General features: G+C 65.6%; 22 protein-coding genes and 1 tRNA gene. 8 read left to right on the top strand and 15 right to left on the bottom strand.

Annotation, left to right across the window (positions count from 1 at the left end):
- The first annotated feature begins 50 nt into the window (after positions 1-50).
- Positions 51-1,283: an FAD-dependent oxidoreductase gene (locus LB565_RS01355; protein ID WP_224581396.1), complete on the top strand. Its 1,233-nt coding sequence runs from the start codon at positions 51-53 to the stop codon at positions 1,281-1,283.
- Here the strand turns inward: LB565_RS01355 and LB565_RS01350 are convergent.
- Both LB565_RS01350 and LB565_RS01345 read right to left on the bottom strand, forming a co-directional pair.
- The gene (locus LB565_RS01350) at positions 1,237-1,956 is read right to left on the bottom strand and encodes a glutathione S-transferase family protein (RefSeq protein ID WP_224581395.1); all 720 of its coding nucleotides are present in this window, start codon (positions 1,954-1,956) and stop codon (positions 1,237-1,239) included. The two genes, LB565_RS01355 and LB565_RS01350, sit on opposite strands and share 47 nt — an antisense overlap.
- Position 1,957: 1 nt before the next feature.
- Positions 1,958-2,263 carry a Rieske (2Fe-2S) protein gene (locus LB565_RS01345; protein WP_224581394.1) on the bottom strand — a complete coding sequence of 102 codons (306 nt, stop codon included), beginning with the start codon at positions 2,261-2,263 and terminating at the stop codon, positions 1,958-1,960.
- Between the two features lie 96 nt (positions 2,264-2,359).
- On the opposite strand from LB565_RS01345, the gene LB565_RS01340 reads away from it, so the two are divergent.
- The 3 genes from LB565_RS01340 to ilvC all read left to right on the top strand — a co-directional run bounded on the left by LB565_RS01340 (position 2,360) and on the right by ilvC (position 4,645).
- A complete protein-coding gene (locus tag LB565_RS01340; RefSeq protein WP_224581393.1) occupies positions 2,360-2,815 on the top strand; it encodes a MarR family winged helix-turn-helix transcriptional regulator in 456 nt (151 codons plus the stop codon).
- Positions 2,816-2,949: 134 nt separating this feature from the next.
- Positions 2,950-3,591 (top strand): TetR/AcrR family transcriptional regulator, encoded by a 642-nt coding sequence (locus LB565_RS01335; protein WP_263488314.1) that lies wholly within the window; start codon positions 2,950-2,952, stop codon positions 3,589-3,591.
- 34 nt (positions 3,592-3,625) lie between these two features.
- Positions 3,626-4,645, top strand: a complete 1,020-nt coding sequence (gene ilvC / locus LB565_RS01330; RefSeq protein ID WP_224581391.1) for a ketol-acid reductoisomerase — start codon at positions 3,626-3,628, stop codon at positions 4,643-4,645.
- Positions 4,646-4,730: 85 nt separating this feature from the next.
- Here ilvC and LB565_RS01325 read toward each other — a convergent pair whose 3' ends face one another.
- Together LB565_RS01325 and LB565_RS01320 are read right to left on the bottom strand one after the other, a co-directional pair.
- Entirely contained in the window at positions 4,731-5,015 is a 285-nt protein-coding gene (locus LB565_RS01325) for a PilZ domain-containing protein (protein ID WP_224516372.1), read from the bottom strand.
- A gap of 172 nt (positions 5,016-5,187) precedes the next feature.
- The gene (locus LB565_RS01320; RefSeq protein ID WP_224581390.1) at positions 5,188-5,772 is read right to left on the bottom strand and encodes a BA14K family protein; all 585 of its coding nucleotides are present in this window, start codon (positions 5,770-5,772) and stop codon (positions 5,188-5,190) included.
- Between the two features lie 166 nt (positions 5,773-5,938).
- Here LB565_RS01320 and LB565_RS01315 point away from each other — a divergent pair, with 166 nt between their 5' ends.
- Both LB565_RS01315 and LB565_RS01310 read left to right on the top strand, forming a co-directional pair.
- Positions 5,939-7,051 carry an endonuclease/exonuclease/phosphatase family protein gene (locus tag LB565_RS01315; protein WP_224581389.1) on the top strand — a complete coding sequence of 371 codons (1,113 nt, stop codon included), beginning with the start codon at positions 5,939-5,941 and terminating at the stop codon, positions 7,049-7,051.
- 5 nt (positions 7,052-7,056) lie between these two features.
- Entirely contained in the window at positions 7,057-7,773 is a 717-nt protein-coding gene (locus LB565_RS01310; protein WP_224581388.1) for a hypothetical protein, read from the top strand.
- 71 nt (positions 7,774-7,844) lie between these two features.
- On the opposite strand, the gene LB565_RS01305 is transcribed toward LB565_RS01310, so the two are convergent.
- Genes LB565_RS01305 through LB565_RS01295 form a run of 3 tightly spaced genes read right to left on the bottom strand, consistent with a single transcriptional unit; the run spans position 7,845 to position 11,057 of the window.
- Positions 7,845-9,062 (bottom strand): ABC transporter permease, encoded by a 1,218-nt coding sequence (locus LB565_RS01305; RefSeq protein ID WP_224581387.1) that lies wholly within the window; start codon positions 9,060-9,062, stop codon positions 7,845-7,847.
- Positions 9,059-9,766 carry an ABC transporter ATP-binding protein gene (locus LB565_RS01300; RefSeq protein ID WP_224581386.1) on the bottom strand — a complete coding sequence of 236 codons (708 nt, stop codon included), beginning with the start codon at positions 9,764-9,766 and terminating at the stop codon, positions 9,059-9,061. The genes LB565_RS01305 and LB565_RS01300 overlap by 4 nt, the downstream gene beginning before the upstream one ends.
- Positions 9,767-9,770: 4 nt before the next feature.
- Positions 9,771-11,057: an efflux RND transporter periplasmic adaptor subunit gene (locus tag LB565_RS01295; RefSeq protein ID WP_224581385.1), complete on the bottom strand. Its 1,287-nt coding sequence runs from the start codon at positions 11,055-11,057 to the stop codon at positions 9,771-9,773.
- Between the two features lie 132 nt (positions 11,058-11,189).
- Here LB565_RS01295 and LB565_RS01290 point away from each other — a divergent pair, with 132 nt between their 5' ends.
- Together LB565_RS01290 and LB565_RS01285 are read left to right on the top strand one after the other, a co-directional pair.
- On the top strand, positions 11,190-12,092 hold the full coding sequence (locus tag LB565_RS01290; protein ID WP_224581384.1) for a PhzF family phenazine biosynthesis protein: 903 nt from the start codon (positions 11,190-11,192) through the stop codon (positions 12,090-12,092).
- 105 nt (positions 12,093-12,197) lie between these two features.
- Positions 12,198-12,273, top strand: a tRNA-Lys gene (locus LB565_RS01285).
- A 39-nt stretch (positions 12,274-12,312) separates the two neighbouring features.
- Here LB565_RS01285 and LB565_RS01280 read toward each other — a convergent pair.
- From LB565_RS01280 to cbiE, 8 genes are all read right to left on the bottom strand, one after another.
- Entirely contained in the window at positions 12,313-12,573 is a 261-nt protein-coding gene (locus LB565_RS01280; protein WP_224581383.1) for a hypothetical protein, read from the bottom strand.
- Positions 12,574-12,797: 224 nt separating this feature from the next.
- Positions 12,798-13,808, bottom strand: coding sequence for a nicotinate-nucleotide--dimethylbenzimidazole phosphoribosyltransferase (cobT, locus tag LB565_RS01275; RefSeq protein WP_224581382.1), 1,011 nt, complete (start codon positions 13,806-13,808; stop codon positions 12,798-12,800).
- A gap of 24 nt (positions 13,809-13,832) precedes the next feature.
- Positions 13,833-14,600: an adenosylcobinamide-GDP ribazoletransferase gene (locus LB565_RS01270; RefSeq protein WP_224581381.1), complete on the bottom strand. Its 768-nt coding sequence runs from the start codon at positions 14,598-14,600 to the stop codon at positions 13,833-13,835.
- On the bottom strand, positions 14,597-15,913 hold the full coding sequence (locus LB565_RS01265; protein WP_224581380.1) for a cobyrinate a,c-diamide synthase: 1,317 nt from the start codon (positions 15,911-15,913) through the stop codon (positions 14,597-14,599). The genes LB565_RS01270 and LB565_RS01265 overlap by 4 nt, the downstream gene beginning before the upstream one ends.
- Positions 15,910-16,725 (bottom strand): uroporphyrinogen-III C-methyltransferase, encoded by an 816-nt coding sequence (cobA, locus tag LB565_RS01260; RefSeq protein WP_224581379.1) that lies wholly within the window; start codon positions 16,723-16,725, stop codon positions 15,910-15,912. The genes LB565_RS01265 and cobA overlap by 4 nt, the downstream gene beginning before the upstream one ends.
- A complete protein-coding gene (gene cobM / locus LB565_RS01255) occupies positions 16,722-17,486 on the bottom strand; it encodes a precorrin-4 C(11)-methyltransferase (RefSeq protein ID WP_224581378.1) in 765 nt (254 codons plus the stop codon). Before cobM ends, cobA begins: the two co-directional genes overlap by 4 nt.
- Positions 17,483-17,983, bottom strand: a complete 501-nt coding sequence (locus tag LB565_RS01250; RefSeq protein ID WP_224581377.1) for a cobalamin biosynthesis protein — start codon at positions 17,981-17,983, stop codon at positions 17,483-17,485. The genes cobM and LB565_RS01250 overlap by 4 nt, the downstream gene beginning before the upstream one ends.
- Complete coding sequence (gene cbiE, locus LB565_RS01245; protein WP_224581376.1) at positions 17,980-19,221, bottom strand: precorrin-6y C5,15-methyltransferase (decarboxylating) subunit CbiE; 1,242 nt, start codon at positions 19,219-19,221, stop codon at positions 17,980-17,982. The genes LB565_RS01250 and cbiE overlap by 4 nt, the downstream gene beginning before the upstream one ends.

The following is a 19,221-nucleotide window of genomic DNA, read 5'->3' as shown; positions in this document are numbered from 1 at the left end:
TCCGGCACGTTCCAGGCGGGATTGTCCCCGCAGGGTCGGGTTGGGGGACGATGGTGGGCAAGTCTTACGAGATCGCGATTGCCGGCGCTGGTCCGGCCGGGCTGGCGGCAGCGCTTTACCTCAAGCGAGCCGGGCACAAGGTCACCGTCTTCGAGCGCTTCGACCAGCCGAAGCCGGTCGGTTCCGGCCTCATCCTGCAGCCGACCGGGCTGACCGTGCTCGCCGATCTCGGCCTGCTTGACGAGATCCTTTCGCTTGGCAGCCGCATCGAACGGCTGCACGGCACCGATGCCAGGAGCGGACGCACGGTGCTTGAGGTCCGCTACGACGCGCGGCGGGGCCGTCGCTTCGGCCTCGCGGTGCATAGGGCGGCGCTGTTCGGCGTGCTCTTCCGCGCTGCCTTGCGCGAAGCGATCGCCATCGAAACCAATGTCGAGGTCGAGACCCCGGAGACGGCCGAGCGCGCGACGCTGGTCTGCGGCAACGGCAGACGGCTCGGACCGTTCGACCTCATTGTCGATGCCAGCGGCGCGCGCTCGAAACTGCGGCCACATCTCGGCGATAGCGCCATGCCGCGACCGCTCGCCTATGGCGCATTCTGGGCGTCGCTCGGCTGGCGGGACGGCTTTGACAGAAGCGCGCTGCTGCAGCGCTACGACAAGGCAAGCATAATGGTCGGCGTGCTGCCCATCGGCCGGCCCGAGCCTGGCGCGCAAGACATGGCGGCTTTCTTCTGGAGCCTCAAGCCGGCCGATGCCGAACAGGTAAAGGCCGAGGGGCTCGAAGCCTGGAAGGCGCGCGTGGTTTCGGTCTGGCCGGAATGCGAGGCCTTCACCGGCCAGATCGACAGTTTCGAGCAGCTCTCGCTCGCCCGCTACGGTCATCACACGATGAGGCTGCCGGCCGGCCGGCGGCTCGCAATCATCGGCGATGCCGCGCATTCGACCAGCCCGCAACTCGGGCAAGGCGCGAACATGGCGTTGCTCGACGCCGCCGCGCTCAGCCATGCGCTGGCGAAGGCGGACGGCATCGATGAGGCGCTGGCGGCCTATACAAGCGCGCGCCGTTGGCACGTGCGCGTCTTCCAGGCGCTGTCGCTGTCGCTGACGCCGTTCTATCAATCGGACTCCGCGGCCTTGCCCTTTGTCCGCGACCGCATGGTGGCGGCACTGGCGAGAATCCCGCCGGGACCGCAATTCCTTGCCGCCATGGTCGCCGGTACGGTGATCGATCCATTCAGGCGGATCGGGCTTGCGGAGTTGCAATGGCCTGCAGCCGGATGATCTCGGACAGGTAAGATCGCTTTGCCCGAAGGAAGGCATGCAGCCGCTGCGGGTAATCCGCGCCGACTGCCTCCTTCACCGATTTCCGTTTGCTCAGGGCCGCGCGCCATGACTGGACGAGCGGCTTGCCGTCGAGAATGCCGAAATCGCCGATGCGGTCGAACGTGTCGAAATAGCGGAACACCGGCCCGTAGATGGCATCGACCAGCGAGAAGCGCTCGCCGGCGAACCACGGGCCGCTTTGCCTTGCCGCGAGTTCTGCTTCCACACGCGCGAACATCTCGGACAAGCCGCTGCTTTCATGGAGGAAAGCGGCTTCGTCGGCAGCGGAATAGAAGCGGCCGATGGCATTGAGGATGGCCGAGCCGAATTCGATCCAGGCGCGATGCCTGGCTCGCGCCAGCGGGTCGACCGGGTGCAAGGGATTGGCCTCGGTCTCCTCGAGGAATTCGAGGATGACGGCCGATTCGAAAATCACGTCCTCCGAATGGTCGTGCCGGACGCGGAGCAGCGGCACCTTGCCGAGCGGCGAAATGGCCCTGAACCAATCCGGCTTGTCGGAAAGATCGACATCGACCCGCTCGAACGGTACGCCTTTTTCGCCGAGTGAGATCGCCGCGCGCTGGACGTACGGGCACAAATGATGGCTGACGAGGGTGAGGCTGGCTGTCATCTCACTCGCCCCAGACATAGTTGAGCGCGCCGTCTTCGACGCCGGTCGACAGGAACATCAGTCGGGAACCCTTCGGCGCCGGCCCTTCGAGACGCTCGCCGTTATCCATGTCGAACTTCGCGCCATGCCATTGGCAGACAAGTGAGCCGTCCTTGCAGTCCAACGGTCCGCCGAAATGCAGGCAGACATTGGCCGCGGCGCGGATGCGCTCGCCGCTGCGCCAGACATGGACCTCGCGGCCGAAGAAGGGCGCGATCAAGCTGCCGGTCAGTGGGATATCGGCGATCTTGCAGATTTCATGTTTCATCGGAGAACTCCCTGTCGATGCAATTGCATCTATATGGATGCATTTGCATCGATCGTCAAGCTTGATGCAATTGCATCTATCCTCTAGGCTGCGCCGATGACGAAGAAATCGCCATCACCCGAAGCCATCGCCGCCTGGGCGCGCCTCGTGCGCGTCTCGCGCCAACTGGTCGAAAGGACCGAGGACGCGCTCAAAGCCAGCGGCCTGCCGCCGCTCGCCTGGTACGACGTGCTGCATGAGCTTGCAGAGGCGGGCGAGGGAGGATTAAGGCCGTTCGAGCTGATCGATCGCGTCTTGTTGGCGCAGTATAGCGTCTCACGGCTGCTGGCCCGGCTGGAAGTGGACGGCCTGGTCGAGAAGCTGCCCGTTTCGGATGACGGCCGCGGGCAGACCGTTCGCATCACGGCAGGCGGCCGGGAGATGCGCCGCCGCATCTGGGCGATCTATGGCGCTTCCATCGCGGAACTGATGGGCGACAGGCTTTCGGCCAAAGAGCTAGAGATGCTTGGTGCGTTGCTCGGGCGGCTGCGCGATCCGCCGGTCAGCGAGTAGCTGGCGAGCCTTTCGCTGTTTCCGCCGATCATTTTTCGCACCATAGCCCTTGCATCGGAAACCGGAATGCGCAATAAGCCGAACCGTAACGTACGGTACGCCCGTGCGCGACCGGAAAAACAGGACAGAACGTGCTGCAGGCAGGCGCCGACATCGACAAAAGCGAGACGCTCACCGAGCGCCAGCAGGCGGTTCTGGATGCGGCGCTTCGCCTGCTGGTCGAGGAGGGCGACAACCTCACCATGACCGCGGTGGCGCGGCGGGCCAGCTGTTCCAAGGAAACGCTCTACAAATGGTTCGGCGACCGCGACGGACTGCTGACGGCGACGGTGCAGTGGCAGGCCTCGAAGGTGCGTGTGACACCGGTCGATCGCAAGGGTCTCGACCTTGCGTCGTTGACGGCAAGCCTCGAACGCTTCGCCTCCGACTGGCTCAAGGTGATCTCCAGCGATACGTCGATCGCGCTCAACCGTGTGGCGGTCGGCCATGCCGGCTCCGGGAAAGATGACCTCGGCGCCATCGTGCTGCAGAATGGCCGCTTCGCGCTTGCCAGGCGGCTGAAGCCGGTGCTGGAAGCCGGCCGGCAGGCAGAACTGCTCGATTTCGAGGACGCCGAGACGGCGTTCCGGACCTTTTTCGGCCTGGTCGGTCGCGACGTGCAGATCCGTCTGCTGCTCGGCGACCGCGTGGAATTGACTGAGGCGACGATCGGCGGCGATGCCCGCCGCGCGACGCAGCAGTTTCTCGCTCTCTTCGGAGCAAACAACCGGCCGTAAGGCCTCTGATCTTCAAAAGGGAAGGAAGACGAAAATGCGTGTCTATTACGATCGTGACGCCGATCTCAATCTGATCAAGGGCAAGAAGGTCGCCATCATCGGCTATGGCAGCCAGGGCCGGGCGCATGCGCTCAACCTCAAGGATTCCGGCGTCAAGGAGATCGCCATCGGTCTCAAGGCCGGTTCGGCGACCGCCAAGAAGGTCGAGGCCGACGGGCTCAAGGTGATGAGCGTGGCGGACGCCGCCAAATGGGCCGACCTGATGATGATGGCGACGCCCGACGAATTGCAGGCCGACATCTACAAAAACGAGATCGCGCCGAACATCCGCGACGGCGCGGCGATCGCCTTCGCGCACGGCCTCAACGTGCATTTCGGCCTGATCGAGCCGAAGGCCTCGGTCGACGTCATCATGATCGCGCCGAAGGGCCCGGGCCACACGGTGCGCGGCGAATACCAGAAGGGCGGCGGCGTGCCGTGCCTGGTCGCCGTTAATCAGGACGCTTCGGGCAATGCGCTCGACCTCGCGCTTTCCTATGCCTGCGGCGTCGGCGGCGGCCGTTCGGGCATCATCGAGACCAACTTCCGCGAGGAGTGCGAGACCGATCTGTTCGGCGAGCAGGTTGTGCTGTGCGGCGGCCTGGTCGAACTGATCCGCGCCGGCTTCGAGACGCTGGTGGAAGCCGGCTACGCGCCGGAGATGGCCTATTTCGAATGCCTGCACGAGGTGAAGCTGATCGTCGACCTGATCTATGAAGGCGGCATCGCCAACATGAACTACTCGATCTCGAACACCGCCGAATGGGGCGAATATGTCTCGGGTCCGCGCATCATCACCGCCGACACCAAAGCCGAGATGAAGCGCATCCTGAAGGACATCCAGACCGGCAAGTTCACCTCGGAATGGATGCAGGAATATCGGGCCGGCCTGTCGCGCTTCAAGGGCATCCGCCGCAATAACGACAGCCACCAGATCGAGGAAGTCGGCGCGAAGCTGCGCGCCATGATGCCGTGGATCGCCAAGAACAAGCTGGTCGACAAGGCGAAGAACTGATCTTCGATTTCACCGTTGCATCCCATAGGCCGGCGGAGCGATCCGCCGGCCTTTCTTTGCCAAGCAAGCTGGTCGGGTCCGGGATTTAGCCGTAGTGCCAATGTGGCTTGGGCTCGGTGCCGGTGAACTCGACGCCGATGCGATCCTCGCGGCGCCAGCGCACCACCGCCTTGTAGCCGATGCCGTCGACCGGCACATAGAGCAGGAATTCGTCGGGCACGCGCGCATCGATCGGCACTTTCAGCTCTGCGCCGTTCGCATGCATGTTGCGCACCGTGCATCTGACCTCGGAATTGTTGATGCCGGTCAGGATCGCCGCGCCTTTGAGCACGCGTTGCCTGTGTTGGTTTCTGTGTTCGTTTTCGGCCATGGCGAGCACGTCTCGCAACCCGTTCGCGCGAATCGTCATATTGGGAGACATCGGCGTGGACGAATAGCCGCCGCCGATGAATTTAGGGTTATCGGCCAATGGCGGGCACAGGTCGCGGCAAAATAAGACGGCGCCCGCGATGGGCGCCGTCTCATCCGTCCTGCCGACGGGCTCAGATATAGGGCGAGATGCACTGCCGGCGCGGGCCGTAGTTGGGCTGGAACGTATTGTCCCAGGCCCGATAGGACCGGTAGCGGTCGTAGCACCATTGGACATGGGCCCTGGAAAGCCGCTCGGTCCGGTAGATGCGCCGCGGCTGAACATAGCGCGGGTAAGGGTCGTAATAGTACGGATCGTAGTAGTTGTTGTAGGCGAGGCTACCCAGGCCAAGGCCTAGCCCCAGCCCCAGAAGGGCGGCGTCGCCACTATCGAAACCCCGATGGTGGCGATGATGCCGCCAGCGCCAGTCGCCGCCATCCCAGTTGCGGGAGAAATGACGGGAGCGGAAGTCGTCGCCGCGCCATCTGAAATCCCGGCCCCGCCAGTCGCCACCGCGCCGCCAGCGCCAATCATACATCCCCCCCCGGTCGTTGCCGCCGGCCCAGCTGTCGCGGATGGGTATAATGGTTGCCGCCGTGGCCGTTGCGGTCGACAGATCGGGTTGCAAGATCGGGCCGGCCATCGACGGTGCCGTCACGCCGGCAACGAAACCCAGGGCCAGGAGCCCGGATCGAAGGGAAGAGAAAAGCGGTTTCATTTCACTCTCCAAGGAGTAAAGGCCCCACGCCCAGCACACCCCGGGAAGAGGCCTATTGTTGGAACTTTCCGTCTGAACGGAGGATGAACAGAAAGGTTCCATCAACCATAACGAGCATCGGCCTGGCTCTTGTTTTCGCTCGCGCTTGCGGGCAAAGGTCACGGCCATGTCACTGCGCCTCGCCACCTTCAATGTCGAGAACCTGATGAACAGGTTCGATTTCTCGGGCTATCGCAACCAACTCAATGAAGACCGCACGCTGGCCCTGTTCGACATCCAGAGCGAGGCCGAATACCGCATCCTCGAACAGGCCCGTACGATCGCCCAATCCGACGACACCCGCCAGCTGACGGCGCTCGCCATCGCGGCCACCCGCGCCGATATCATCTGCATGCAGGAGGTCGACAATATCGAGGCGCTGAAGGCCTTCGAATATGGCTATCTGTTCAAGATGGTCGGGCAGGGCTACCGGCAGAAATACACCACCGCCGGTAACGACACGCGCGGCATCGATGTCGCCGTGATGATGCGCAACGAAACTGCGCAAGGGCAGCCGATCGAATTCGTGCGCATGACCAGCCACGCCTATGTCACCTTCGAGGAGTTCGGGCTGTTCACGCCGGAACTCGCTACGTTCGGCTATCTTGCCAATCAACGTATCTTTCGCCGCGATTGCGTGGAGATCGACCTGAGCGTCGGCGGCGCGCCGCTGACGCTCTATCTCGTGCATTTCAAATCCATGGGCCCGCCGCGCAACGGGCTGGATGGCCGCGAGGCGTCGATGCCGCTGCGCATCGCCGAGGCGCAGGCGGTGCGCCGCATCATCGAGGAGCGTTTCGGCAAGGACCACGCCGCCGACAAGCGCTGGGCGATCTGCGGCGACCTCAACGACTACTTGCAGCGCGTGAAGATCGAAGGCGACGCCATCGACGGCTACCGTTTCGAGGTTGTCGACGAAACCCGGTCCTCGATCGATGTGCTTACCGCCGGCGGCTTTTGCGAGAATGTCGTCAAGCGGCGGCCGGAGATGGATCGCTGGAGCTTCTACCACACGCGCGGCCCGGAGGAGCGGCATCTTTGCCAGCTCGATTATATCCTGCTGTCGAAGGCGCTGGCCGCGAAGAATGCCACCGCCGTTCCCGACATCATTCGCAACGGCCAGCCCTGGCGCACCATCTTCCCGCCCGGGCAGGAGGTCGAGCGTTTCCCGCGCGTCGGTTGGGACAGGCCGAAAGCATCGGACCATTGCCCGGTTGCGATCACTCTCGACATGGCGTGACCCTCTTGAGTTTCGATCTGCCACGCAATGTCATCCTGCCGGTCGATGCGGTCGAGGTCCGCCTCGATCCCGGCCCGCATCCCTTCGCGCGCAGCAATGCGGCAGCCATCGCCGAGAACTGGCGGCAGGAGACCGCCGCCAATCCGGCATTGTTCGACGGCGCGGTGGTGCTGCTTTCCGAGCTTGCCTACCGCGACGGCCGCCTCGTCGGCCGCTGCCATGCGGTCAATTATTCGACTTTCATGCTGTGGCGAAGGCGGCGCGAGAATTCCGGCGCCGAGCACGCCTATGCGCATGCCATGCTCGTCGCCGGCGACAATGCGCTGGTGGCGATCCGCATGGGTCCGCATACGGTCAATGCCGGCCACGTCTATTTCGCCGCCGGCTCGTTCGAGCCGATCGATTTCCGTGACGGGCTGGTCGATGTCGACTTCAACATGATCCGCGAGGTGGGGGAGGAGACCGGGCTCGACCTTTCGATGGCCGAACGCGGACAGCGCTATCACGCGCTGTCGACGGCAAGCGGCACGGTGATCTTCCGCCGCTACCGCGTGGCCGAACCGGCCGACGAGCTGGCGCGGCGTATCACGGCCTTCGTCGCGGCCGAGACCGAGCCGGAGATCGAAGGGCCGGTGATCATCCGCCACGCCGGCGATCTGCCCGATGGCTTGATGCCGCACATGAAGCCGCTGGTCGAGTGGCATTTCGGCGGCGGTCGTTAGCAGCACCCAGCCGCTCTCTCCGCGCTGCGTCACCGCAAGATCGGCGCACAGGCGCAGAACGCTGCCTCTGATTATTCGTGCCGCAGCGCGTCGATCGGGTCGAGCCTTGCGCCGCGCAGCGCCGGGAAGAAGCCGAACACCATGCCGATCAGCGCCGAGAAGCCGACGGCGAGCAGGATGACGGCGGGGCTTGGCGCGAAGGGTATCGTTAGCGCCATCGAGGCGAGGCCGGCCAGCGACAGGCCGATCAGGATGCCGATGATGCCGCCGAAGAGCGACAGCACCGTCGCCTCGACCAGGAACTGGATGAGGATGTGTTTTTCGTGTGCGCCGATGGCCAACCTGATGCCGATCTCGCGCGTGCGCTCGGTGACCGAGACCAGCATGATGTTCATGATGCCGATGCCGCCGACCAGCAGGCTGACGCCGGCGACCGCGCCCAGCATGCCGGTCATTGTGGTGGTGGCGCTGGTCATCGCATCGGCGATCTGGGTCATGTCGCGGATGGCGAAATCGGGATCGCGGTCGGGCGTGATGCGGCGCGTGTCGCGCAAAATGTCCTCGACGCGCGGCTGCAACTCGGAGGTCGGGGTGCGGTCGTCGGCGGCGATATAGATGTTGTCGATGTCGCGGTTGCCGGCGATGCGACGCTGATAGGCGTGCAGCGGCATCAGCACGACATTGTCCTGGTCCTGGCCGAAGCCGGTATAGCCCTTGGGCTCGAGCAGGCCGATGATCTTGCAGGAGGTGCGGCTGACGCGGATGATCTCGCCCTCCGGATCGCCGGCGCCGAAGAATTGCTGGCGCACGGTTTCGCCGATCAGGCACACACCCGCGCCGGCGCGCGTTTCGGAATCGCTGAACGGGCGACCTGACACCAGCTTCCAGTCGCGGGCGTCGAGATAGGCGCTGTCGGTGCCGGTGACGCCAGAGGTCAGGCTTTCGGTGCCGAAGATGACCCGGACCTGTTTTTGCGAGGCAGGCGAAATCGCGCGGGCGCCGCTCAGATGCGCAACGAGCGCGGCGACATCCTTTTCGGCCAGCGGCCGCACCGCCTGGTCGAGCCCTCCCGGTCCGCCGGGTCCCGCCGGCCGGCCGGCGCGGACGACGAGCAGGTTGCTGCCGAGCTTGGAGATATCGGCCTTGACCTTCTCTGTCGTGCCGGAGCCGATGGTGAGCATGGCGATGACGGCGGCGACGCCGATGACAATGCCAAGCAATGTCAGGAAGGAGCGCAATACGTTGCGGCGGATCGAGCGCAGCGAGAGGCGGACGGTCTCCCAGATCATGCCGCTTCCTCCGCTTTCAAAGTGTCGGAGGCGACATGGCCGTCGAGGAAGCGGATGGTGCGGCCGGCATAGCCCGCGACATCGGCTTCATGCGTGACCATGACGATGGAGAGCCCGAGCTCGGCGTTGAGCCTGGTCATCAACTCCATGATTTCATGCGTACGCGCGGTGTCGAGGTTGCCGGTCGGTTCGTCGGCGACGAGCAGCGTCGGCCTGGTGACGATGGCGCGGGCGATCGCGACGCGCTGCTGCTGGCCGCCCGAAAGCTCGGCCGGCGTGTGGTGCTCGCGCCCGACAAGCCCGACCTCGGCCAGCGCCTGCATGGCGAGATCGCGGCGCTCGCGCGCGGCGACGCCGCGATAGATCAGCGGCAACTCGACATTTTCGGCCGCGGTGGTGCGCGGCAGGAGATTGTAGCCTTGGAAGACGAAGCCGACATAGAGGTTGCGCAAAAGCGCGCGGCGGTTGCGGTCGAGGCGGCCCGCGTCGATGCCCATGAAAGAGTAGGTTCCGGCCGTCGGCGTGTCGAGGCAGCCGATGATGTTCATCGCCGTCGATTTGCCCGAGCCCGAGGGACCCATAATGGCGACGAATTCGCCGCGCCGGATGGCGAGATCGACGCCGGCCAGCGCATGCACGCGGGCCTCGCCCTCGCCATAGCTTTTCCAGACCTTGTCGAAGGTGATGAGCAGGGGAGCCGACACGTCGTCAGCTCCGCTGCTGCGCGCCGGTGATGACCTCAGCGCCCTCATCGAGGCCGGATGTGATCTCGGTCAACTCGCCGTCGGTCGAGCCGATCCTGACGTTGACCGGATGCGGCCGGCCGTTCTCCAGCACATAGAGCGTGCGCGAGCCGTCGGTCGGCGCCTTCGTTGCCTCGGCTTGCCGGTTGGGGCGGCCCATTCGGCCGGTGAAGAGGTCGCGCAGGCTCCAGCCGCGGGCGGTCTGTAGCATCGGGCGGTAGCGGAAGGCGGTCGACGGGACTGTAAGCACGCCCTTGGCCTGCCGGGTGACGACCGAGACCGTCGCCGTCATGCCGGGCCGCAAGAGCAGCTCGCCATTGTCGACCTCGAGCCGCGCTTTGTAGGTGACGACGCCGTCGGTGGTGACCGAGGCGTAGGAGATGTCGCGGATCTCGGCGTCGAAGGGGCGGTCCGGGAAAGCATCGACGGTGAAGCGGGCGTGCTGGCCGGGCTTCACCGCACCGATGTCGGCCTCGTCGACGGCGGCCTGCAATTCCATGTTCCTCAGGTCGGCGGCGATGACGAAGAGCACCGGCGCCTGCAGCGAGGACGCGACCGTTTGGCCAGGATCGACCGAGCGCGTCAGCACGATGCCGTCGATCGGCGCATAGATGGTGCTCTTGGCGAGATCGGTCTGCTGCGCCTTGAGATCGGCCTGGGCGATGGCGAGATTGGCTTCGGCGCTGTCGAGCGCCGCCTTCGAGCGGTCGCGCGTCGCCGTCGCCGCTTCGAGCGACTGGTCCGTCGCCATGCCGCGCCTAGTCAGCGCGCTTGCGCGCACAACCGCGTTCTCGTTCTCCTGCAGGGTGACCTTGGCGTTCTCGACGCTTGCTGCCGCCGCCTTGGCGGAGGCGGTGGCCCGCTCGATCTGGACCTCCAGCTTGGCGGTATCGAGCCTCGCCAGCACGTCGCCCTTCTTGACCTGCTGGTTTTCATTGACCTCGACCGAGCGGACGATGCCGGAAAGCTCGCTGGAGATATCGACCTGGGTCAGCGGCTGCAGCGTGCCGGTGGCCGATACCGCGACGGTGAGGTCGGCGATCGCCGCGGGCACCGTGGTGTATTCGATTCTGGGAGGTGCTGCGGCATACGATCGATAGAACGCAATGCCGGCGGCGATGACCGCTATCGTCAGCAGCGCGTAGAGCCAGAAGCGACGACGCTTGCGGCTTACGCCCTTGCGGTCGAGCCCGAGCGCTGCCTCTATGGAAGTACCGGATTCCGCGTTTGGCGGATTGACAAGCTGGTCCACGCCGGACCCCTATGCTGAAAATGGATGTCCCTATCCGTCCACAAATCAGGCCTTAAGGTTCGAATTTCAAATTAAATTTCCCTCATGTTTGGATTGAGGCAGAAATTCGGGGCGAGGCGAAAGGTTTTCTCCATGGCGCGCAATTACTTGCTTTACGATGTGTTTACCACCGAAAGACTGGCCGGAAATCCGCTTGCGGTGGTGCTGGACAGCGATGGGCTCGACACTGCCGGCATGCAGGCGGTGGCGCGCGAATTCAATCTGTCCGAGACGGTGTTCGTGTTGCCTGCCGACAATCCAAAGCACCGCAACCGCATCCGCATCTTCACGCCCGACTATGAAATGCCTTTCGCGGGGCATCCGACGGTCGGCTCGGCGATCGCGCTGGCCGAACTCGCCGGGGAGGCCGCCGGCATTTTCGTGCTGGAGGAGAATATCGGACCGGTGCGTTGCGCGGTGAGCAAGCATGACGGCTCGACCTTCGCCGAGTTCGACCTAGCGAAACTGCCTGAACCGCTGGAGCTCAAGGCCGACCCGGAAGCGATCGGCGCGGCGCTCGGCCTTGCCCCGCACGAGATCGGCTTCGAGAATCACCGCGTCGCCTTCTGGTCGGCCGGCGTGCCCTATGTGACGATTCCGGTTGCCGGGCTGGAGGAGGCGGCCAAGATCAGGCTCGACAACCAAGTATGGTCGGAATTGGCACCCCGCAAGAGCGAATGGGCCTTCGCCAGCCCCTATGTCTATTGCCGCGAGACGGTGCATCACGACAGCGCATTCCACGTGCGCATGATCGTGCCCGGCACCCCGTCCTATGAAGATCCCGCGACCGGTTCGGCCGCAGCCGCCTTTGCCGGCGCCATCATGCATTTCGACGCCCCGACCGACGGCATCTCGCAACTCTGGATCGAGCAGGGGCTGGAAATGGGCCGGCCCTCGCGCATCCGACTCGAGCTCAATGTCGAAGCTGGAAAACTGGCCTCCGCGCGCATTGGCGGCCATGCGATCAAGGTGGCGGAGGGCAAGCTTTTTATCTGACGGGTGCGGCAATTCAGCGATTTGTCGGGAAATGATCCGGCAGGGCTGGACATGACCGAAAGCGGCGGCTATATGCGCCGCCGACGCTGGTTTTCCCGGCGGTGTGGGTGTGTAGCTCAGTTGGTAGAGCAGCTGACTCTTAATCAGCGGGTCCACAGTTCGATCCTGTGCACACCCACCAAATCTTCTCATGAAAACATGAAGTCGGCTGCAGCGGCGCTTACGGCGCCGTCTTGCCGAGGCTCGCCTTGAACTTGACCTTCATCGTGATCTGACCGCTCACCGTGAGCTGCGATCCGCCGTAACCGCCGATGTTGCGGTCCCTGGCGTTGAGATTGGTGCTCATGCCGACAATCTCGCATGTATCGGCGACGGTCTCGAGCACCAAGGCGCAGCTGCCCGCCGCGACCTTGTAGAAAGAACGAAGCGCGACCTGCTGCTGCGCGGCAGCGTCGTTGTCATCCTTGACCGCAAAGGTCATGGAGATCGAGGATTGGATCCTGGCCGACCCGTCTTCGCCGGGACGAAGCGGGCGAACATATTGGTCCTGAGACGCGGCCGGCGAAGCCGCGGAAACAAGAATCGCAGCGGATATTAGATGTTTCAAATACATCGATCGATCTCCCGTGAGACATCTTCGTCTCACGGAATAATCAAGATGACGTTATTTCGATGTTTCAACAGTGTTGAAATTTCGACGGATCGTTATTTTTCCGAAACACCAGCCTCGGCGAAGCTCGCCATCCTGGCATGACATTCCAGCGCCGAACGAACGATGTTGACGGCAAGGCAGGCGCCGGAGCCTTCGCCAAGCCGCATGCCGAGATCGAGCAGCGGCGGCAGGCCGAGCGCCTCGAGCAGGCGGCGGTGGCCGGCTTCGGCCGAGACATGGGCGGCGATGGTGTGAGCGAGGCCGGCCGGATGCAATCTCGCCAGAGGTGCTGCGGCAGCGGTGCAGACGAAGCCGTCGAGCAGCACCGGCACGTTGTTCTTGCGCGCGGCAAGCGTGGCGCCGAAGATGGCCGCGAGCTCGCGCCCGCCAAGGGCAGCGGCGATCCTCAATGGGTCCGACAGCGAATCGGTGTGGCGCTTGAGGCCCGCCTCGATGGCCAAGACCTTGCGCTTCATGCCTGCATCGTCGACGCCGGTGCCGCGCCCGGTCCATTTCTCCGCGCCGCCGCCAAAGAGGGCGGTGGAGATGGCCGCGGCCGGTGTGGTGTTGCCGATGCCCATCTCGCCGAAGCAGACGAGGTCGAGATCCTTGGTCACGGCGTCGTAGCCAACCGAGACAGCGGCGAGGAACGCTTGCTCGTCCATCGCCGGCACTATCGTGAAATCGCCGGTCGGATGGTCGAGGTCGAGCGGGATGACATCCAGCTTTGCCCCGGCGATGCGGGCCAGCTGGTTGATGGCCGCGCCGCCGCCGGCGAAGTTCGCCACCATCTGTACGGTGACCTCGGAGGGATAGGCCGAGACGCCCTGGGCGGTGACGCCGTGATTGCCGGCAAAGACCAAGACCTTCACATGGTCGAGCTTCGGCATGTCGCGGCCCTGCCAGCGGCCGAGCCAGGCGGCGATCGTTTCCAACCGGCCGAGGCTGCCTTGCGGCTTGGTCAGCGTGTCCTGGCGGCGGGCGACGGCGCTGGCGGCGGCGTCGCTGCCGGCCGGAAGATCGAGGCAGGCGGCGCGAAGGTCTTCGAGGGATTTGAAGCTCATGGGGGCAAGGTCTCCGAAAGAGAATCAGGAAAGGCAAACGGATGCGACGAGCAGCACCGCGATCTCGCCAAGCTGCTGCAGCGCGCCGATCGTATCGCCGGTCTGGCCGCCGATCTGGCTGAGGCAAAGTGCGCGGAACGCCGTGAAGACCAGGCCGAGCAGGATCAGCGCCGCGACCGCGCCGCCGAGGCCGAGCGCCAGCAGCGCCACGGCACCAAGCGCAGCACCTATGACGGCCGTCTCGGTGGTGACGGTGCCTGCGCCCGCCGACAGGCCATCGCTGCGGGCCGGCGGCAGAAGATGCATGAAGGCGCCGAACAGGCCGCGCGAGCCTGCATGCGCGGCAAGCAGGGCCAGGAACACGTGGCCTGGACCGGCGAGTTCGGAAAGAGCGCTCCAGCGGATGAGCAGCGACAGCCCAAGCGCTGCCGCACCATAGGCGCCGATGCGGCTGTCGCGCATAATCTCCAGTTTCCTGTCGCGCGTCCTGCCGCCCCAAAAGCCATCGGCGATATCGGAAAGCCCGTCCTCGTGCAGGCAGCCGGTAGCGAGCATCGTCGCGGCGAGCGTGAGCGCCGCGGCCGGCGCTGTGGCGAGGCCGAAGACGGCGGCGATGGCATAGACCAGCGCGCCGATGATCGCCACCGCAAGACCGGCGAAGGGCGCCGCCCAGATCGCATCCGCCAGGCTGCGGCCGCCGAAATCGCTCGAAGGCAATCTCAGCCGGGTGAAAAAGACGAGGCTGAGGCCGATATCGTCAAGCACTTGCCGGGGTGCGGAAGGGCCGCTCATGCGCTCCTCGCAATGGCATGGAAGAAGGTGCCGCTGACATGGCCGCGCCGGTAGCCGGAGGCGCCGAGCGGATTGCCCTGGCCATCGGCAAGGTCGGCCAAGGGCTCGTCATTGCCGGCGGCAAGCATCTGCGCGTAGTGGAACTCGTGACCGCGGATCAACGTGCCCTCCGGTCCCAACGGGCATGCGGCACGCAGCCGCGCCTCGCGGTAGCCGAGATTCATCTTGCGTTTGGCAAAGCTGGTCGAATGGCCAAGCAGGCCGAGCATCTTGTGGCGCCCCCCCTCCGCGTCTTCCAGCACCTCGCCCAGCACCATGAAGCCGCCGCACTCGCCGTGAACCGGCTTCGTCGCCGCAAAGCGCGCCATTCCGGTCTGGAAGTTCGTCGCGGCCGCGAGCTTGCCGGCATGCAGTTCGGGATAACCGCCGGGCAGCCAGCAGACATCGCAGTCCCGCGAAGGCGCCTCGTCGGCAAGCGGCGAGAAGGGCACGATCTCGGCGCTGGCCTTGCGCCAATGCGTGGCGACATGCGGATAAAGGAAGGTGAAGGCGGCGTCTTCGGCCAGCGCGATGCGCTGTCCAGGCGGTTGCAGCGCGTCACCGAAGTCGCCGGCCGCCGGCTCCAGCGGGGTCGCCAGCGCCAGGATCGCCTCGATGTCGAGCGATTTCTCGACCATGTCGGCCAGCCGGTCGAGATGCGCCATCAGGTTCTCGTACTCGCCGGCCTGGACAAGGCCGAGATGCCGTTCCGGCAGGTTGAGCGTCGGATCGCGCAGAATGGCGCCGACCACGGGCAGGCCGATCGCCTCGATGGCGTCGCCGGACAGGCGGCGATGGCGTTCGCTGCCGAGCCGGTTGAGCACGACGCCGGCCATGCGGACATTCGGATCGTAGGTCGCGAAACCCCTGGCCACCGCCGCCGCCGTGGTCGACTGGCCGGAAACGTCGAGCACCAGGAGCACCGGAAGGCCATAGAGCCGCGCGAGATCGGCAGCCGAGCCGGAGCGGCCTTGGGGCGCGGGGATGCCATCGAACAGGCCCATCGCGCTTTCAAGGATGATGTATTCGGCGTCGTCCGCGGCCTGGCTGGCCAGCGCGTTGAGCAGGGAAGGCGACATCGCCCAGCTGTCGAGATTGACGCCCGAGAGTCCGGTCGCGGCGGCGTGGAAGCCCGGGTCGATATAGTCCGGTCCGGACTTTGCGCCGCGCACTTTCAGGCCGCGCCGCGCAAGCGCGCGCAGCAGGCCGATGGTGACGCTGGTCTTGCCCGAGCCCGAGCGCGGCGCTCCGATGATGATTGCGCGCGCCGTCATGCGCCGCCCGTCAGTGCCGCGCGCATGGCGACGATGCCGCCGACCACGATCAGCGCCGGCGATGCGAGCCCGGCGGTCGCGGCCTCCTCAGCGATGGTGGCGAGCGTGGCGACGACGACGCGCTCCTGCGGGGTAGTCGCCGCGACGATCACGGCAGCCGGGGTCGATGGCGCGAGGCCGCCCTCGAGCAGCTTTGCCGCGATCACCGGCAAATTGGCCATGCCCATATAGACGACGACCGGCTGTCCGGTGCGGGCGATCGCCATCCAGTCGATGTCGTCATCGGTGCCGGCGGCGTGGCCGGTAGCGAGGATGACCGCCTTGTTGATGCCGCGCATGGTGGCGGGAATGCCGGTGGCAGCCAGCGCGCTGAGGCCGGAGGTGAGGCCGGAGAGCACCCGGAACGGAATTTCTTCGCCTGCGAGCGCCAGAGCTTCTTCGCCGCCCCGGCCGAAAATATACGGGTCGCCGCCCTTCAGGCGCACGACACGGCGGCCCTCGCGCGCCAGACGCACCAGGAGGGCGTTGATGTCGTTCTGCTTCATCGAGGGCCGGCCGCCGCGTTTTCCGGCGTAGAAAAGCTCTGCACCTTGAGCGACAGCCACGACGTCGGGCGAGACCAGCGCGTCATAGACCAGCGCATCGCACTGCCCGAGCGCGGCCAGCACTTCCAGGGTCAGGCAGCCGGGGTCGCCAGGGCCGGCGCCGGCCAGCCAGACATGGCCGGGCTTAAGCTCCCGCGGCTTAAAGTTCAGCCGCGCCAGCGCCTGCTCCACATTTGCCCGTCCGTTCGTATTGGCGCTGCCGTTCACAATCCGTCCCGTCCGCGAAAACGCCGCTGGTAGTGGGCGTCGTACAATGAACTTTCGCCGAAATCCTGCGCTGCGAGCGCGCTGCCGACGAAGATGATCGCTGTGCGTTCCATCGGGTTTTCCGCCAACTGTGCTTCGATGGTGCCCAGCGTGCCGGTCAGGATGCGCTCGTCCGGCCAGGAGGCGCGGAAGACGACCGCGACCGGACATTCGGCGCCGTAGAGCGGGGTCAGATCCGCGACGATGCGGTCGATGGCATGGATGGCGAGATGAATGGCAAGAGTGGCGCCGGTGCGGCCGAAGCCGGCCAGCGTCTCGCCCGGCGGCATTTTCGAGGCGCGGCCGGAGACGCGGGTCAGCACCAGGCTTTGCGCGAGTTCGGGAATGGTGAGCTCGCGGCGGAGCGCGGCCGCCGCCGCCGCGAAGGAGGGGACGCCAGGTGTCAATGTGTAGGGGATGCCGTGCTTTTCCAGCCGTCTGATCTGCTCGGCCACCGCGCTCCAAACCGAGAGATCGCCGGAATGTAGGCGGGAGACGTCGTGCCCGGCCTTATGCGCGACGACATATTCGGCCTCGATCTCGTCGAGCGACATGGGCGCGGTGTCGATCAGCTTGGTGCCGGGCGCGCAATGTTCGAGCAGTTCGGGCGCGACGATCGAGCCGGCATAGAGGCAAACCGGGCAACTGGCCAGCAGCCGGGCGCCGCGCAGCGTGATGAGATCGGCCGCGCCTGGACCGGCGCCGATGAAATGGACCGTCATGCGGCACCTCCGCTGATGGCGATGGCGCAGGTGACCGGGCCGAGCACCGTGCGGGGCCCGAGCAGCCGTGCACCGGCCCCGGCGACCGCGAGCGCCGACGCCTCCGAAACCGACGGCGTGCCGGCGAGTTCTTGCGAGAGGTTGCGTGAGGCGGCCCCCTCATCCGCCCCTTCGGGCCACCTTCTCCCCGGTGGGGAGAAGAGACTGGCGCCAGCGCTGGTAGCCTCCTCTCCCCTCGGGGAGAGGTCAGCCGAGCGAAGCGGAGGCTGGGTGAGGGGGAGCGGTGGTTCGGAGCCAGCGGCATCCACCACTATCACCGGGAGGCTGAGCCTACGACCGGCGGCAAAAATGGCTTCTTCGTTGCGTTTGAATTCGGTTGTCGCCAAGGCGGACAATGCCGTTAGGGTCAGGCCATGCGCTTCAAGCGCGGTCTCGATCGCCGCCAGCACTTGTTCGACGCTCACGCCTTTGCGGCTGCCGATGCCCGCGACCATCATGGCTTGACCCAGCTCCACTGCGTGACCGGCATGGCCGGTCGCCATGCCTGCATCGAGCCGACAGGCGCCGCGCGCGACAAGGCGATGCGGGTCAGGTCGCCGCCGCGCCTGTTATACTGGTCGAGCAGCAGCGCCTCCATCTCCAGCGTCACCGCATTGGCGACCAGCCGGCCGCCGGGACGGAGCGCCTTGATCGCCTTCTCCAGCACGCCGGCATCGCTGCCGCCGCCACCGATAAAGATGGCATCGGGCGTCTCCAATTTTGCCAGCGCCTTCGGCGCGGCGCCCTCGATCACGACGAGCCCGGGCACGCCGCAATGCGCGGCGTTGCGGTGGATGCGGACGGCGCGCTCGCTATTGGCCTCGATGGCAATGGCGCGCAGCGAAGGGTGAGACAGCATCCATTCAATGCCGATCGAGCCCGAGCCCGCGCCGATGTCCCACAGCAATTCGCCGCGCCGGGGCGCGAGCGCCGACAGCGTGATGGCGCGGATCTCGCGCTTGGTGATCTGGCCGTCATGCTCGAACAGGTGGTCGGCAAGGCCGACGGTCAGCGGCAGGATGCGCGCGTCCGGCGTCGATTCAATTTCGAGCGCCAGCACGTTGAGCGGGTTGATGTTTTTGAGGTCGAAGGCATCGGCTCGAACGGTGCGACGAGTCTCATGGGGGCCGCCGAGCGCTTCCAGGACCGTCAACCGCGAAGGGCCGAAACCGAGCTCGTCGAGCAATGCAGCGATAGCGGCCGGCGCGTCGGCGTCGGAGGTGAGCGCCAGGATGCGTGCGCCGGGATGGAGCAGCGGCCGGATCAGGTCGATCGAATGGCCGTGCAGTGAGATGGTCTCCACTTCCTGCAAGGCCCAGCCGAGGCGGGAGGCGGCCAGCGACAGAGACGAGGGCGCCGGCAGGACCAGCATTTGCTCCGGCTTGAACTTGCGGGCCAGCGTGACGCCGACACCATGGAAAAACGGGTCGCCGGACGCGAGCACGCAGATTTCTTTGCTCTTGAGCGCCAGCACGTCGCGCATTTCGGCATCGAAGGGCACCGGCCATGAGCGGGTTTCGCCCTTGGCCAGCGACGCGACAAGGCCGAGATGCCGCTTGCCTCCGAAGACGACGTCCGCCTGCGCAATGCGCTGCTTGGCCTCGTCGCCGAGACCCGCTACACCGTCCTCGCCGATGCCGACGATGGTGAGCCACTTTGAGGCGGGCTTGGCGGCGCGCGGACCCTTAGCAGGCAT

Origin of the sequence: Mesorhizobium sp. CA14 (assembly GCF_020165195.1) — a bacterium.
Lineage (GTDB): Bacteria > Pseudomonadota > Alphaproteobacteria > Rhizobiales > Rhizobiaceae > Mesorhizobium.
Note: the sequence above shows the minus strand (reverse complement) of the source record. Positions and strands in the feature narration are given on the sequence as shown.

Bases quoted from the DNA above. Each gene is read 5' to 3' on its own strand.
- LB565_RS01355 (WP_224581396.1), top strand. From the start codon at position 51: ATGGTGGGCAAGTCTTACGAGATCGCGATTGCCGGCGCTGGTCCGGCC.
- LB565_RS01350 (WP_224581395.1), bottom strand. From the start codon at position 1,956: ATGACAGCCAGCCTCACCCTCGTCAGCCATCATTTGTGCCCGTACGTC.
- LB565_RS01345 (WP_224581394.1), bottom strand. From the start codon at position 2,263: ATGAAACATGAAATCTGCAAGATCGCCGATATCCCACTGACCGGCAGC.
- LB565_RS01340 (WP_224581393.1), top strand. From the start codon at position 2,360: ATGACGAAGAAATCGCCATCACCCGAAGCCATCGCCGCCTGGGCGCGC.
- ilvC (WP_224581391.1), top strand. From the start codon at position 3,626: ATGCGTGTCTATTACGATCGTGACGCCGATCTCAATCTGATCAAGGGC.
- LB565_RS01325 (WP_224516372.1), bottom strand. From the start codon at position 5,015: ATGGCCGAAAACGAACACAGAAACCAACACAGGCAACGCGTGCTCAAA.
- LB565_RS01320 (WP_224581390.1), bottom strand. From the start codon at position 5,772: ATGAAACCGCTTTTCTCTTCCCTTCGATCCGGGCTCCTGGCCCTGGGT.
- LB565_RS01315 (WP_224581389.1), top strand. From the start codon at position 5,939: ATGTCACTGCGCCTCGCCACCTTCAATGTCGAGAACCTGATGAACAGG.
- LB565_RS01305 (WP_224581387.1), bottom strand. From the start codon at position 9,062: ATGATCTGGGAGACCGTCCGCCTCTCGCTGCGCTCGATCCGCCGCAAC.
- LB565_RS01290 (WP_224581384.1), top strand. From the start codon at position 11,190: ATGGCGCGCAATTACTTGCTTTACGATGTGTTTACCACCGAAAGACTG.
- LB565_RS01280 (WP_224581383.1), bottom strand. From the start codon at position 12,573: ATGACCTTTGCGGTCAAGGATGACAACGACGCTGCCGCGCAGCAGCAG.
- cobT (WP_224581382.1), bottom strand. From the start codon at position 13,808: ATGAGCTTCAAATCCCTCGAAGACCTTCGCGCCGCCTGCCTCGATCTT.
- LB565_RS01270 (WP_224581381.1), bottom strand. From the start codon at position 14,600: ATGAGCGGCCCTTCCGCACCCCGGCAAGTGCTTGACGATATCGGCCTC.
- LB565_RS01265 (WP_224581380.1), bottom strand. From the start codon at position 15,913: ATGACGGCGCGCGCAATCATCATCGGAGCGCCGCGCTCGGGCTCGGGC.
- cobM (WP_224581378.1), bottom strand. From the start codon at position 17,486: ATGACGGTCCATTTCATCGGCGCCGGTCCAGGCGCGGCCGATCTCATC.
- LB565_RS01250 (WP_224581377.1), bottom strand. From the start codon at position 17,983: ATGATGGTCGCGGGCATCGGCAGCCGCAAAGGCGTGAGCGTCGAACAA.
- cbiE (WP_224581376.1), bottom strand. From the start codon at position 19,221: ATGCCTGCTAAGGGTCCGCGCGCCGCCAAGCCCGCCTCAAAGTGGCTC.